This is a genomic window from Caballeronia telluris (assembly GCF_001544495.1).
Taxonomy (GTDB): domain Bacteria; phylum Pseudomonadota; class Gammaproteobacteria; order Burkholderiales; family Burkholderiaceae; genus Caballeronia; species Caballeronia telluris.
Genome location: NZ_FCNZ02000013.1, coordinates 38,353 through 52,157, shown reverse-complemented (window position 1 = coordinate 52,157; position 13,805 = coordinate 38,353). Strand labels below are relative to the sequence as shown.

The following is a 13,805-nucleotide window of genomic DNA, read 5'->3' as shown; positions in this document are numbered from 1 at the left end:
ACATGAACCAGCAAGCCGAAGCCTTCCTCACCGACGCCCAGTCGCTCGCCGACGACATCGACGCGTTCAAGCAAGTCCACGTTTCGCGCCCGCACGAATCGGCGCATCTGCATGTCAGCGGGCGCGCGAGCTACACCGACGACATTCCGCTCGTCGCCGGCACGCTGCACGCCGCGCTCGGCATGAGCCCGAAGGCGCACGCGAAAATCGTGTCGATGAACTTCGACGCCGTGCGCGCGACGCCGGGCGTCGTCGCCGTCTTCACCGCCGAGGACATTCCGGGCGTCAACGACTGTGGCCCGATCATCCACGACGATCCGGTGCTCGCCGACGGCATCGTGCAGTTCGTCGGCCAGCCGATGTTCATCGTGGTCGCGACGTCGCACGATGCGGCGCGGCTCGCCGCCCGCCGTGCGCAGATCGAATTCGAGGATTTGCCCGCCGTGCTGACCGCGCAGGAAGCGCGCAAGGCCGAATCGTATGTGCTGAAGCCGCTCAAGCTCGCGCGCGGCGACGCACCCGGGCGCATGGCGCGCGCGGCGCACCACGAGCGCGGCGAGATGCTGCTCGGCGGCCAGGAACAGTTCTATCTGGAAGGACAGATCGCCTACGCCGTGCCGAAGGACGACGACGGCATGCATGTCTTCTGCTCGACGCAGCATCCGAGCGAGATGCAACATCTCGTCGCGCACGTGCTGAAGGTGCCGTCGCACAACGTGCTGGTCGAATGCCGCCGGATGGGCGGCGGCTTCGGCGGCAAGGAATCGCAGTCGGGCATCTTCGCGTGCTGCGCCGCGCTCGCCGCATGGAAGCTGCTGTGCCCGGTCAAGCTGCGCCCGGACCGCGACGACGACATGATGATCACCGGCAAGCGCCACGACTTCCATTACCACTTCGAAGTCGGTTATCGCGACGACGGCGTGATCGACGGCGTGTCGGTCGACATGACTTCGCGCTGCGGCTTTTCCGCAGACCTCTCGGGCCCGGTGATGACGCGCGCCGTCTGTCACTTCGACAACGCGTACTGGCTGCCCGACGTCCATATCGAAGGCTATTGCGGCAAGACCAATACGCAGTCGAATACCGCGTTTCGCGGCTTCGGCGGACCGCAGGGCGCGTTCGCGATCGAGTACATCATCGACAACGTCGCGCGTTCGCTCGGCATGGATTCGCTCGACGTGCGCCTGAACAACCTCTACGGCAAGACCGACAACAACCGCACGCCCTACGGCCAGACGGTCGAGGACAACGTGCTGCCGGAATTGCTCGGCGAACTGGCCGAGACGAGCGACTACCGGCGTCGTCGTGAAGCCGTGCGCGAATTCAACGCGAAGAACGAGATCCTGAAGAAGGGGCTTGCGCTCACGCCGGTCAAGTTCGGCATCGCGTTCAACGTGACGCACTTCAACCAGGCGGGCGCGCTCGTCCATATCTACACCGACGGTTCGATTCTCGTGAACCACGGCGGCACCGAGATGGGGCAGGGGCTCAACACCAAGGTCGCGCAGGTCGTCGCGCACGAACTCGGCATCGACTTCGGGCGCGTGCGCGTGACGGCCACCGACACGAGCAAGGTCGCGAATACGTCGGCCACCGCGGCATCGACCGGAACCGATCTGAACGGCAAGGCCGCGCAGGACGCCGCGCGCCAGTTGCGCGAGCGGCTCGCGAAGTTCGCCGCCGAGAAGTTCGGCGGGAGCGAGGTGGCGGCATCGAGCGTGCGCTTTGCGAACGACCGCGTGATCGTCGGCGACGATGCGATTCCGTTCGAGGAGGTCATCGCGAAGGCGTATCTCGCGCGCGTTCAGCTGTGGTCCGACGGCTTCTACGCGACGCCCAAGCTCCATTGGGATCAGGCGGCGCTGCAAGGCCGGCCGTTCTCCTATTACTCGTATGGCGCGGCGGTGTCGGAAGTCGTGATCGACACGCTCACGGGCGAGATGCGCGTGCTGCGCGCGGACGCGTTGCACGACGTCGGCGATTCGCTGAATCCGGCGCTCGACAAGGGTCAGGTGGAAGGCGCATTCGTGCAGGGCATGGGCTGGCTCACGACCGAGGAGTTGTGGTGGAACGCGGGCGGCAAGCTGATGACGCACGCGCCGTCGACGTACAAGATTCCGACCGTCAACGACACGCCTGCCGATTTCCGCGTGAATCTCTTCAAGAACCGCAACGTGGAGGACAGCATCCACAAGTCGAAGGCGGTCGGCGAGCCGCCGCTGCTGTTGCCGTTCTCGGTGTTCTTCGCGATCCGCGACGCGGTGGCGGCCGTCGGCGGCAACAAGGTGAATCCGGCGATGAACGCGCCGGCCACGGCCGAGGAGATCCTGAAGGCGGTGAATGCGGTGAGGAGCGCGCGGTCATGATGCACGTCGTGTTGTTTGGCGCGGGCCACGTGGGACACGCGCTCGTGAAGGTGCTCGGGACGCTGCCGTGCGTCGTGCAGTGGGTCGACGCGCGCGACGAGCTCTTTCCCGACGAAGTGCCCGCCAACGTGCAGATCGAACCGACCGACCTGGCCGAAGCGATCGTCGATGAAGCGCCGGCGGGCGCGTACTTTCTCGTGATGACGCACGATCATTCGCTCGACTTCGCGTTGACTCAACGCATCATGCGGCGCGAGGACTTTGCGTACTTCGGGCTGATCGGGTCGAAGACGAAGCGGGTGAAGTTCGAGCGGCGGCTGGTGGAGCGGGGGGTGTCCGGGCATCGGCTCGCGGAAATCACTTGTCCGATCGGGGTCGAGGGAATCGTCGACAAGGCGCCGGCTTCGATCGCGCTGGCGGTCGCGGCGCAGTTGCTGCGGGTGAGTTGCGCGAAGCGGCAGGCGGTCGGGACGATGAGCGTCAGCGCGTAGGCCCTTGAGCCGTCGCGCACTCGTCACGATATTCGTGTTGGAAAATTATATCCAATTGGATATAATCGGGCGAATGAAGCCGATTCGATTTCTTGGAGACGCGCTCAAGTGTTTGCGCGACTTTCCCCAAGGACGCGAGGCACGACGCCGGATTCCAGCTAGACAAAGTGCAGCGCGGGCAGCAACCCGACGACTTCAAGCCCATGCCGTCCATCGGCCGGGGCGTAGAAGAATTGCGCCTATGGGACGACTCGGGCACGTACCGCGTCGTCTACACGGCGCGCCTCGCTGACGCGGTTTATGTATTGCATGCCTTTCAGAAGAAAACTCAGGCCACGTCAAAACGCGACATCGATCTGGCAGCAGCCAGGTTCAACGAATTGATGAGGGGTTTGAAATGACGAAGGCTACAACCGGACCGCATACCTACGCCAGCGTCTGGGATGCGCTCGCCGATACGCCCGAACAGGCCGCCAATCTCCAGGCTCGCGCGGAACTCATGCAGCAGGTCGCGGCCGTCGTGAGCGATGGAGGCTGGACGCAGGAGGAGGCCGCGCGTCGTTGCGGCGTGACTCAGCCGCGTATCAACGACTTGTTGCGCGGACGCGTGTCGCGCTTCTCTCTCGACGCACTCGTCAACATTGCGACGGCACTCGGCCGGCGCGTTCACATCGAGTTGCTGGCGGCCTGAACACCGGCCGCTCCCGCCCGCTTCCCCGTCAACCCATCCGAAACCTGCGCCATCAACGCGCGCAGCCACACGACATCGGTCGGTTGCTCCGGCTGCGGCAGCGAAAGCTGATAGCACTTGATCCGCGGAAACGGCACCGGCGACTCCAGCACCGCCAGCGGCAGCATCGCCGCGTAGTGCAACGCGAACCGCCGCGGCGCGGTAAAAATCAGGTCCGACTGCAACAGCACCTGCGGCACGAGCCCGAAGTACGGAATCGTCGCGACGATGCGTCGCCGGATGCCCGCGCGCTCCAGCCCGATATCGATCGGATGGCGCTTCGCGCCGCTATACGGCGTCGGCGCCAAGTGGGCCGCGAGTGCGTAACGCTCGGCCGTCAGCGGCTCGCGCGCGAGCGGATGGTCGGCGCGCATCAGGCAGACGAATACATCGGTGAAAAGATCCTGGCGCTCGAAACGCGGCTCCGGCTTCGTCCAGTTCGCGACGACGAGATCGATCTCGCCCGCGTCCAGCGCGCGCTCGTGATCGCGCATCGGACTGAGCGATTCGATCTCCAGCCGCGCGTGCGGCGCCGCCTCCCGGAACGCGCCGACCAGCGTCGGCATGAAGAAATCGTTGAGATAGTCGGGCGCGGAGATGCGGAACGTGCGCCGCGAACTGGCGGCGTCGAAGTCGCCATGCGGCGTCGCAATGAACTCGACTTCGCGCAGCGCGCGCTGCGCCGGCGCGAGCAGCGACTCGCCATATTCGGTCGGCACCATGCCCTGCTTGCCGCGCACGAGGATCGGATCGTTCAGGATTTCGCGCAGACGCCTGAGCGCGGTGCTGATCGCCGGCTGCGTCTGGTTCAGCCGCTGCGCCGTCTGCGTCACGCTGCGTTCGAGCAGCAGCGTGCGCAGCACGCGGATGAGCCAGATGTCGAGTGAATCGGCGATGTCGTTCATGGGCGCGGATTGAATACGATACGGACGGCGGCGGGCCGCCAACGGAGAGTCGGGAAACGCCCAAGTTAAGCCGTTCCGGCGCGCGACGCCATAGCAGGCCCGCTATGCGCGGCATAGCGGCGTGGCTTTGCGGCACGTCGGGCGTCGAACGGGCGCTCGCTACCCGAAATCGGTGTCCGTCGGCGCCATCGGCAGGCTGCTGATGCGGCGAACCTCCATCCCGTCGAGCCAGTTCGGCGACCGCGCGACGTAGAGCATCATCGGCAGCGTGTCCTCGCCCCAGAACAACTGGTCGTTGACGACGAAGGTCGGCACGCCGAACACGCCGAGCGACACCGCCAGATCGTTGTTCGCCCGCAGTTTCGCCTTGATGTCCTCCTGCTCGATCAGCGTCTCGCCGTCCGGCATACCGACTTGCTGGCACAGATCGCGAAAGCCTTCGGGCGTCGACGGATCGCGGCCGTCGCGCCAGATGAAGCGAAAGATGTCGCGCACGCACGCGATGTCGCTGCCCGCCGCGACGGCAAGGCGCAGCGGTTTGCTCGGATCGAACGGATGCTTGGGCGGCATCCGGAACGGAATGCCCAGTTGCTCGGCGCGAAAGAGCGCGTGCCGGTAGGTGAAGACGCGTTTCGACGGAATCGTCGCCGCGTGAGGCTGGCCCCACCGGTCGAGCAGTTTGTACAGTTCGACCGGCGTGACCTCGAAGGGCATCGCCGGCCATTTGTCGTGCTGTTCGAGCAGCAGATACGAAAACGGCGAGATAAAATCGAAGAAAAAGTACGGCTGGCCGTGACGGGGGGTGTTCGAGGCGCTCATGATTGTTCTCCCTGACCTGATGCTTGCTGCGCGCTGTGACTCGATCCAATTGTGTATTCGGCTGCGTCGGATCCTGACTCCGCCCGACTTGCACTCATCTTAAGTGCTGCGTCACGCGATGTCTGCCCGCGACGCGACATCGCGCGCATCCGGCGTGCCGCGTGCGCGAGCCGCCTCCTGTCCCGCGGACGAGCGTTCGCCGCGAGCCGCCTGCGCGTCGCGCGCGAGCGCCTGATCCTGCGTCAGCCGATGCCGCACGAAGCCGATATGCTCGCGCAGCACGTAGAACTGGTCGGCGAACGCGAGCGGCATCTTCATGCGATTGACGGCGTTCTCGATCGCGTCGACCCGGTCGATCAGCGCCTCGCGCTCCTCGTGTCCGGGGTCGCCCATCGCCTCGCGCTCGATCGCAATCAGCGCGCCATACCAGCGGTAGATGCGCGATTTCACGCGCCACCGGTAGAGTCCCGGCACGAGCCGCAGGCCCGGAATCAGCACGACGATGATCGGCACCAGCAGCACGATCACGCGATCCGCGAGACTCGCGACCCAGAACGGCAGCGTGCGGTACAGGAAACTCTTGCCCGACTTGTAGTAGCGCTCGGCGTCGTCGCTGATCCGGTATTCGTGGACGAGCGGCGCCGGGAACTCGTTCGCGCGCTGCATCAGGTTCGCGCGGCCGTGGACCTCGCGCGCGGCTTCGATCAGCAAATCGGAGAGCGCCGGATGCAGCCCGTCGCGGGCGACGAGCTCGGCGGTCGGCGCGACCATGTGGATTGGCTTGGGCGGCAGATTTTTCGCGAAATCGAACGCGCCCATCGGCAGCTCGATCACGTTCAGGTACGGAAAGCGCCGCGAGTAGGCATCGGCCTGCGAAAAGTCGAAGAAGCGCACGCCGGGCATGCGAAAGAGGCGGCCCATCGTCGGCGGCTGCGCGGAGTCGCCCGTGAGGAAGACGGCGTCGACATCGCCTTTGACGAGCGCCGCCGCCGCCTCGTTGCCCGCGAGCGGCAGCAGTTCGGTGTCGTCGCCCGGCTCGATGCCGTTCGCCTTCAGGAGCGTGAGCGCGAGCGCCCGCGTGCCGCTGCCTTCGGCGCTGATCGCGAGGCGCTTGCCCTTCAGTTCCGACAGACGCGAGATGGCCGGGCCGTGATAGAACACGGCAAGCGGCACGTAAGCGACGCTGCCAAGCGACATCAGGTTGTCATGCGCCGCGCCCGGCGTGCTGACGCCGCCTTGCACGAAGCCGACGTCGACCTTTTGCTTCGGGTCGTCGAGACGGCGCAGGTTGTCGAGCGAGCCTTGCGTTTCCAGCACGTTGAGCGTGACGCCATTGCGAGCGAGGATCGTCTTGTATTTCTGCGCGCTGTTCCAGAACGAGCTGCCTTTCGTGCCGGCGGCGATCGTCAGCGTGCTCGGCGGCGCGGGCTGGATCAGGCGCACGGCCAGATAGATCGCGGCCGCGCTCACGAGGAGGATCGGCACGAACGTCAGCGCGAGGTCGCGCCACGAAATGGCAACGAAGCGCGCGACGATGCGTGGCGGCGTGAGACGCGCATTGCGTGTCGCGCGGCGGTCCTTGTCGGGGCCGGTCCCGGGTCCTGGGTTGGGCTCTGGAGGCTGGTTCATCGCTTGGTCGGTGGTCGGGAGGCGGAAAGCGGGTGCAGGTTCGTCTTCCCGTCGTCGGTGATTCGGCGGCAAGTGCTTCGTTCGGATTGCAATCTCGCCGAAGATGGGGCGACGTGACACCTCGCTGCGCAAGAAAACAGCGCGTGGTAAACGTCGTCGCGCGGCACCGGCTGCCCTTTCCCGACGATGGTACATGAGATCGAATCCGCACCGGACCGCCGCGACGGGCGGGAGCGGGCGGCGACCAGGCGGGTCGGCATGAAGCCGGCATGAAGCTGGCATGAAGCGCGCATGTCACGGCGCGGGTTGCGCGGCGGCGTCGCTGTCGCTTAAAAGCTTTGCGCTTCTGTGCGTGCTGGATTAAATTGACGTTCGCCGCCGTGCACCTGCACACGCGTGCGCTTGACCCGCAATGTGGGTCGATGCATACGCCGCGCGTCAGAATGGAAGGCGGCGAGCTGATCAGCAGTCCGGCAGCCGCCGCGCAGCACCCCAAATATGAGCCGCCGGGCCACGCCCGCAACCGGCCGAGCATTCGATTGATTCGCCAGCCTCTCGCAGCACCGTGTTGCCACATCCGCCGGCTCGCCGGCCGTCATGCATGCGCGCGGGCCGCGCCATGTCCGCGGCCATCGCGTTCCGCATGATGTCGTAGCAAGCCGCCAGAAAGATGCGGTCCCATCCGAAGTAGCAAGTGTGCGAAGTAGCAACTGTGCGAAGTCAATAAGCGAAGCAAAAGGAGAAATCATGAAAGCTGTCGATATGTTGAAGGCGCTGGGCGTGGTGGTATGCGTGGCCGTGGCCTCGAGCGCGTATGCCCAGTCGAGCGATGCCATGGCGACCACCGACTCGGCGGCCTCCGCCAAGGCCCAGAAGAGCGCGACCAAGAAGACCGACCGCAAGCTGGGCAACGACGTACGCAGGGCGTTGGCGAAGGCGCAGGGGTTTGACGTGTCGAACGTGTTCGTGAAAGCGCGCGGCGGTGCAGTGGTCCTGACCGGCACCGTGCCGGACGGCAGCCAGATCTCCCAGGCCGAGGAAGTCGCGAAGGGCGTGGCCGGCGTGAAATCCGTGTCGAACAAGATCACGCTCGGCGTGCAGGGCGGAGGGGGCTGAAGCCGAGCAAGACGTGGGGCGTCGTCGTGCGTAGCGCGGCGTCGCCGGGGCTCATGGCCTGACGGGTTCCGGCGCTTCGCGCGCCGGAACCCGTTTTCGTTTGGCGTCGCCAAGTTGGTGTCGAAAGCCGGGCGCCGTCTCGACATCGAGACGCTTTCCCGGGGCGAGACAAACGCGCGGATGCGCATGTTTCCTCGTCCGGCGTGAGAAAGCGCCGCGCGCGTGTCTTCCGTTCTGGACGGCTGAAGGGTCCGGCTGTGCCCGGCCGCCAGCGGTGGAGGGCGAAGGCACGGAATCGTCCTGGAACTTGCATCGGCAGTAAAGCGTTTTTGCGTCCGCGAAAACGCCATGCCGGGCCGCTCGCCCGGTCACATAAACATCATGACGGAGACTGAGAATGACAAGAATTCCGAGGCTTCCATGGATGACGGCTTTCGCCGCCCTGAGCGCGGTCGCGCTCGCTGCGTGCGGCAGCAGCGACGACAACAACAGCGCCCCCGCGAACAACACGCTGCCGAACTTCGTCGCGGGATCGGTGAAGACGCAGTCCTACGACGGCAATACCGACGACCTGCTGACCGCCGGCCTCGGCAAGACAGGGCTCGCGTCCGCGACGCCGCCGACGATCGCGAGTCCCGCGCAGCCGACCGCCGCCGAATTGCGGCGCCTGGCGATCTATTCGAACTACCGCGCGCTCGTCGACATGTCGGCGAACGGCGGCTACGGCCGTTTCTGGGGGCCGAACGTCGACCTGAACGGCAACGACACGCTCGGCGAAGGCAAGATCGCCGGCAAGGAATACCTCGCGTTCGCCGACGACGGCAGCGGCACGAAAAACGTGAGCCTGCTCGTGCAGATTCCGGCGAGCTTCAACCCGGACCATCCGTGCATCGTTACGGCGACGTCGTCCGGCTCGCGCGGCGTGTACGGCGCGATCTCGGCGGCGGGCGAATGGGGCCTGAAGCGCGGCTGCGCGGTCGCCTACACCGACAAGGGCAGCGGCAACGGCGCGCACGAACTCGCGACGAACATCGTCACGCTGATCGACGGCACGCTCGCGGGCGCCAACGCGGCCGGCAAGTCGAGCGTGTTCACGGCGAACCTCGGTTCGACTTCGGCCGCGACGTTCAACACGAACTTTGCGAACCGCTACGCGTTCAAGCACGCGCATTCGCAGCAGAATCCCGAGAAGGACTGGGGCAACAACACGCTGCAGGCGATCCAGTTCGCGTATTGGGCGCTCAACGATTCCTACGGCACGCTCGACGGCACGACGCGCCAGGTCCGTTACGGCCGTGGCAGCATCACGACGATCGCGGCCTCGGTGAGCAACGGCGGCGGCGCGTCGCTCGCGGCCGCGGAGCAGGATACCGATGGCTGGATCACGGCGGTCGTCGTCGGCGAGCCGCAGATCAACCTGAACCTGCCGTCGCAGGTGTCGGTGAGGCAGGGCGGCGTCGCGGTCGGCGCGTTCGGCTCGCCGCTCGCCGATTACACGACGCTCGCGAACCTGCTCCAGCCGTGCGCCGCGCTCGCGACCGCGGCGGCCGGCTCGCCGTATCTCACGGCGCTGCCGTTCGCGACGACCAACGCGATCCGCACGGCGCGTTGCGCGTCGCTCGCGGCGAGCGGGCTCGTCGCGGGAGGCGATACGCGCAGTCAGGCGAACGACGCGCTCGACAAGCTCCATCAGGCGGGCTATCAGTCCGATTCCGACACGCTGCAGGCGCCGATGTGGGATTCGCAGGCGGTGCCGGCGGTCGCGGTCACCTACGCGAACGCCTACATGCAGGCGAGCGTCGCGGACAACCTGTGCAACTTCAGCTTCGGCACGACCAACCCGCTGACGGGCGCGGCCGGCCTCACGCCGCTGGTCTCGCCGATGCTCACCGTGTTCGGCAACGGCAACGGCGTGCCGCCGACCAACGGCGTCAATCTCGTGTACAACGCGGGAACGTCAGGCGCGGCGGATCATCGGCTGGCAACCGCCGACGCGAGCTTTGCGGGCGCGGTCTGCATGCGCACGCTCTGGACGACGGGCAATCCGACGATGGCGGCGAACGTGAACGCGCTCCGCGTGAAGGCGAACCTGCGCGGCAAGCCCGCGATCATCGTGCAGGGACGCGCCGACGCGCTCGTGCCGGTCAACCATGCGTCGCGGCCGTATCTCGGCGCGAATCAGGTCGCGGAAGGCAAGTCGAGCCAGCTCGCGCTGTACGAGATCACGAACGGCCAGCATTTCGATGCGTTCCTGAGCGTCGCGGGCTTCGATACGCGATTCGTGCCGGTGCACTACTACAACATTCAGGCGCTGAACCTGATGTGGAATCATCTGAAGAACGGCGCGGCGCTGCCGCCGTCGCAGGTGGTGCGCGCGACGTCGCGCGGAGGCACGCCGGGTTCGGCGCCCGCGCTGACGACGGCGAATCTGCCGGAGATTTCGGCGAATCCGGGCGCGGATGCGATCACGGTGGCGGGCGGTGCGGTGAACGTGCCGAATTGATCGGCGGTTGAGTCGAGATCGGATGAGAGCCGTTCGCCTTTTACGGGGCGAACGGCTTTTTTGCATTCCGACTGGCGGGCGCATCGCCTCTGGCGCGACGCGCCCGCCGTGCTCGCGCAGTCATGCGCGGTCAACGCGGGAAAGGTTTTTCGGAACGGTTCGGGCGGTGGCGCCGCGCTCACTGCATCGGCGACGATGCCTGCGCCGGGGCGGATGCAGCGACCGCATCGGATGCATGGATTGCCGTCGCGGCGGCGGCGGGCGCCTGCACGACGATCGGCGTCGGCGTGAGTTCGGGCGAGTTGAGAATCAGCGATGGCGCGAGCGCCTCGCTCCTGATCGTTTCGCCGGCGATCGGCGAACTGCGCGGAACCGTGTAGAGATAGTGGTTCATCAGCGTGAAAAAGCGGTCGTAGAACTTGCCCGCCGGGACCGTTTCGCTGGAGATCTTGACCATCGCGTCGCTGTTCGAGCGGATCGGCAGCGACAGCGAGCCGAGCACGCTTAAGCCCACGCTCGCGGACGTGTCGCTTTTCTTGAGCGCGTAGCCGTCCTGCACGGCGTTCACGTAGGCGATGCTGGTGTTGGTCGTGTTCTCGCCGGGCGTGCACACGACATGGAACGACACGACGACGTGCGTCTCCGGAGTCGGCTGGAAGTTCTTGTTGGCGTCGACGGTGTCGGGCTGGACCATCGTGGTCAGGAAGCCTTGGGAAAGCAGCGCGCGGCGCGCGGCTTCGCAGGCTTCTTTCGTCGGCGCCTCGAAAGTGCGCGCGTATGGGCTCGGGCCGGTGCTGAACAACTCCTGCTGGTAGCTGGGCGTCGGCGTGGCCTTGCCGCCGCAGGCGGCGAGAGCGAAGAGCGGGAGGCCGAGGAAGAGGAATCGGATGCGCATGGGAAGGAAGGCGAGTGACGTCGGCGGGGTAGATTGTAGTGCCGGCGCAGAGGCGGACGTAAAAGCGACGCGGGCTTTCGTTGTCGCGCATTTCGTCTCTCGACAATTCCCTTCTTGAAATTGCCACAACCGGTCCATATAATTGGCACTCACCGCACGAGAGTGCTAACAAGTTTGCCGTCCGGTGGCTCCAAGCCTACTGGTACGGGTTTTCCCGCGTTTCTTCAGTCTCAATTAAGAGAGGAGTGTGTATGAACCTTCGTCCTTTGCACGATCGCGTCATCGTCAAACGTCTGGATCAGGAAACCAAGACTGCCTCGGGCCTCATCATCCCCGACGCCGCAGCCGAAAAGCCGGATCAAGGCGAAATCCTGGCCGTCGGCCCGGGCAAGCGCGATGACAAGGGTACGCAGAACGCCCTCGACGTCAAAGTGGGCGACCGCGTGCTGTTCGGTAAGTACGCTGGCCAGACCGTCAAGGTCGACGGGCAGGAACTGCTCGTGATGCGCGAAGAAGACATCATGGCCGTTCTGGTCAAGTAATCATCCATTTGTACGTTCGGTCCGGAGCGCCGGCGATCGATCCCGGATCTCGCCGCGAAAGGTGCAAAAGCCCGCTCCCCGCCGACAAAACCGAAACGAATCAAGGAGTTTGGATATGGCAGCTAAAGAAGTCGTATTTGGCGATTCCGCTCGCGCCAAGATGGTCGAAGGCGTGAACATCCTCGCGAACGCGGTCAAGGTCACGCTGGGTCCGAAGGGCCGCAACGTCGTTCTGGAACGCAGCTTCGGCGGCCCGACGGTCACGAAGGATGGTGTTTCGGTCGCGAAGGAAATCGAACTGAAGGACAAGCTCCAGAACATGGGCGCGCAAATGGTCAAGGAAGTGGCTTCCAAGACCAGCGACAACGCCGGCGACGGCACGACCACGGCTACGGTTCTGGCCCAGTCGATCGTTCGCGAAGGCATGAAGTACGTTGCATCGGGCATGAACCCGATGGACCTGAAGCGCGGCATCGACAAGGCCGTCACGGCCGCCATCGAAGAACTGCGCAAGATCAGCAAGCCGTGCACGACCAACAAGGAAATCGCGCAAGTCGGCGCGATCTCGGCGAACAGCGATTCGTCGATCGGCGACCGCATCGCCGAAGCCATGGACAAGGTCGGCAAGGAAGGCGTGATCACGGTTGAAGACGGCAAGTCGCTGGAAGACGAGCTGGACGTCGTGGAAGGCATGCAGTTCGACCGCGGCTACCTGTCGCCGTACTTCATCAACAACCCGGACAAGCAAGTCGCGCTGCTCGAAAACCCGTTCGTGCTGCTGCACGACAAGAAGGTGTCGAACATCCGTGACCTGCTGCCGGTACTGGAACAAGTCGCGAAGGCTGGCCGTCCGCTGCTCATCATCGCTGAAGACGTCGAAGGCGAAGCGCTCGCAACGCTCGTCGTCAACAACATCCGCGGCATCCTGAAGACTGTCGCCGTCAAGGCTCCGGGCTTCGGCGACCGTCGCAAGGCGATGCTCGAAGACATCGCCATCCTGACGGGTGGTCAAGTGATCGCCGAAGAAACCGGCCTCACGCTCGAAAAGGCAACGCTGGCCGAACTGGGCCAGGCGAAGCGCATCGAAGTGGGCAAGGAAAACACGACGATCATCGACGGCGCAGGCGAAGCCGCTTCGATCGAAGCGCGCGTGAAGCAAGTGCGCACGCAGATCGAAGAAGCCACGTCGGACTACGACCGTGAAAAGCTGCAAGAGCGCGTGGCGAAGCTGGCCGGCGGCGTGGCAGTGATCAAGGTCGGCGCTGCGACCGAAGTCGAAATGAAGGAAAAGAAGGCACGTGTCGAAGACGCACTGCACGCAACGCGCGCAGCGGTGGAAGAAGGCATCGTGGCTGGCGGCGGCGTCGCGCTGATCCGCGCTCGCAAGGCCATCGAAGGCCTGAAGGGCGCGAACGCCGACCAGGACGCAGGCATCAAGATCGTGCTGCGCGCGATGGAAGAGCCGCTGCGTCAGATCGTCACGAACGGCGGCGAAGAAGCCAGCGTCGTGGTGGCAGCGGTTGCAGCCGGCCAGGGCAACTACGGCTACAACGCAGCAACGGGCGAGTACGTCGATCTGGTCGACGCAGGTGTGGTCGATCCGACGAAGGTGACGCGCACGGCGCTGCAAAACGCGGCATCGGTCGCTGGCCTGCTGTTGACTACCGACGCAGCTGTCTGCGAACTGCCGAAGGAAGATTCGCCGATGGCTGGCGGCATGCCCGGCGGCATGGGCGGAATGGGCATGGACATGTAAGAACGGCTCGCGCCGGTCTGCATCCCGGGCGCGGGTTTCGAAGGAAATCCGCG

General features: G+C 65.3%; 12 protein-coding genes. 8 read left to right on the top strand and 4 right to left on the bottom strand.

Features of this window, described 5'->3' with window-relative positions:
- The first annotated feature begins 2 nt into the window (after positions 1-2).
- From xdhB to AWB66_RS17830, 4 genes are all read left to right on the top strand, one after another.
- Complete coding sequence (gene xdhB / locus AWB66_RS17845) at positions 3-2,366, top strand: xanthine dehydrogenase molybdopterin binding subunit (protein ID WP_087631515.1); 2,364 nt, start codon at positions 3-5, stop codon at positions 2,364-2,366.
- A complete protein-coding gene (xdhC, locus tag AWB66_RS17840; RefSeq protein WP_087631514.1) occupies positions 2,363-2,857 on the top strand; it encodes a xanthine dehydrogenase accessory protein XdhC in 495 nt (164 codons plus the stop codon). Before xdhB ends, xdhC begins: the two co-directional genes overlap by 4 nt.
- A 92-nt stretch (positions 2,858-2,949) precedes the next feature.
- Positions 2,950-3,258, top strand: coding sequence for a type II toxin-antitoxin system RelE/ParE family toxin (locus AWB66_RS17835; RefSeq protein ID WP_327354768.1), 309 nt, complete (start codon positions 2,950-2,952; stop codon positions 3,256-3,258).
- On the top strand, positions 3,255-3,548 hold the full coding sequence (locus tag AWB66_RS17830; protein ID WP_087631513.1) for a helix-turn-helix domain-containing protein: 294 nt from the start codon (positions 3,255-3,257) through the stop codon (positions 3,546-3,548). The genes AWB66_RS17835 and AWB66_RS17830 overlap by 4 nt, the downstream gene beginning before the upstream one ends.
- On the opposite strand, the gene AWB66_RS17825 is transcribed toward AWB66_RS17830, so the two are convergent.
- From AWB66_RS17825 to AWB66_RS17815, 3 genes are all read right to left on the bottom strand, one after another.
- Positions 3,524-4,492, bottom strand: coding sequence for a LysR family transcriptional regulator (locus AWB66_RS17825; protein WP_087631512.1), 969 nt, complete (start codon positions 4,490-4,492; stop codon positions 3,524-3,526). The genes AWB66_RS17830 and AWB66_RS17825 overlap by 25 nt on opposite strands.
- A 159-nt stretch (positions 4,493-4,651) precedes the next feature.
- A complete protein-coding gene (locus AWB66_RS17820) occupies positions 4,652-5,311 on the bottom strand; it encodes a 2-hydroxychromene-2-carboxylate isomerase (RefSeq protein WP_087631511.1) in 660 nt (219 codons plus the stop codon).
- 111 nt (positions 5,312-5,422) lie between these two features.
- Complete coding sequence (locus AWB66_RS17815) at positions 5,423-6,940, bottom strand: TAXI family TRAP transporter solute-binding subunit (RefSeq protein WP_087631510.1); 1,518 nt, start codon at positions 6,938-6,940, stop codon at positions 5,423-5,425.
- Between the two features lie 747 nt (positions 6,941-7,687).
- Between AWB66_RS17815 and AWB66_RS17810 the strand changes: the two genes are divergently transcribed.
- Positions 7,688-8,056 carry a BON domain-containing protein gene (locus tag AWB66_RS17810; protein ID WP_087631509.1) on the top strand — a complete coding sequence of 123 codons (369 nt, stop codon included), beginning with the start codon at positions 7,688-7,690 and terminating at the stop codon, positions 8,054-8,056.
- Between the two features lie 424 nt (positions 8,057-8,480).
- The gene (locus tag AWB66_RS17805; protein WP_407642292.1) at positions 8,481-10,559 is read left to right on the top strand and encodes a D-(-)-3-hydroxybutyrate oligomer hydrolase; all 2,079 of its coding nucleotides are present in this window, start codon (positions 8,481-8,483) and stop codon (positions 10,557-10,559) included.
- Positions 10,560-10,737: 178 nt separating this feature from the next.
- Here AWB66_RS17805 and AWB66_RS17800 read toward each other — a convergent pair whose 3' ends face one another.
- Positions 10,738-11,454, bottom strand: coding sequence for a DUF2242 domain-containing protein (locus AWB66_RS17800; protein ID WP_087631507.1), 717 nt, complete (start codon positions 11,452-11,454; stop codon positions 10,738-10,740).
- Between the two features lie 251 nt (positions 11,455-11,705).
- Here AWB66_RS17800 and AWB66_RS17795 point away from each other — a divergent pair, with 251 nt between their 5' ends.
- Positions 11,706-11,996, top strand: coding sequence for a co-chaperone GroES (locus tag AWB66_RS17795; RefSeq protein WP_025527889.1), 291 nt, complete (start codon positions 11,706-11,708; stop codon positions 11,994-11,996).
- 115 nt (positions 11,997-12,111) lie between these two features.
- Entirely contained in the window at positions 12,112-13,752 is a 1,641-nt protein-coding gene (gene groL / locus AWB66_RS17790; protein WP_087631506.1) for a chaperonin GroEL, read from the top strand.
- Positions 13,753-13,805 lie beyond the last annotated feature (53 nt).

Bases quoted from the DNA above. Each gene is read 5' to 3' on its own strand.
- xdhB (WP_087631515.1), top strand. From the start codon at position 3: ATGAACCAGCAAGCCGAAGCCTTCCTCACCGACGCCCAGTCGCTCGCC.
- xdhC (WP_087631514.1), top strand. From the start codon at position 2,363: ATGATGCACGTCGTGTTGTTTGGCGCGGGCCACGTGGGACACGCGCTC.
- AWB66_RS17830 (WP_087631513.1), top strand. From the start codon at position 3,255: ATGACGAAGGCTACAACCGGACCGCATACCTACGCCAGCGTCTGGGAT.
- AWB66_RS17825 (WP_087631512.1), bottom strand. From the start codon at position 4,492: ATGAACGACATCGCCGATTCACTCGACATCTGGCTCATCCGCGTGCTG.
- AWB66_RS17820 (WP_087631511.1), bottom strand. From the start codon at position 5,311: ATGAGCGCCTCGAACACCCCCCGTCACGGCCAGCCGTACTTTTTCTTC.
- AWB66_RS17815 (WP_087631510.1), bottom strand. From the start codon at position 6,940: ATGAACCAGCCTCCAGAGCCCAACCCAGGACCCGGGACCGGCCCCGAC.
- AWB66_RS17810 (WP_087631509.1), top strand. From the start codon at position 7,688: ATGAAAGCTGTCGATATGTTGAAGGCGCTGGGCGTGGTGGTATGCGTG.
- AWB66_RS17805 (WP_407642292.1), top strand. From the start codon at position 8,481: ATGACGGCTTTCGCCGCCCTGAGCGCGGTCGCGCTCGCTGCGTGCGGC.
- AWB66_RS17800 (WP_087631507.1), bottom strand. From the start codon at position 11,454: ATGCGCATCCGATTCCTCTTCCTCGGCCTCCCGCTCTTCGCTCTCGCC.
- AWB66_RS17795 (WP_025527889.1), top strand. From the start codon at position 11,706: ATGAACCTTCGTCCTTTGCACGATCGCGTCATCGTCAAACGTCTGGAT.
- groL (WP_087631506.1), top strand. From the start codon at position 12,112: ATGGCAGCTAAAGAAGTCGTATTTGGCGATTCCGCTCGCGCCAAGATG.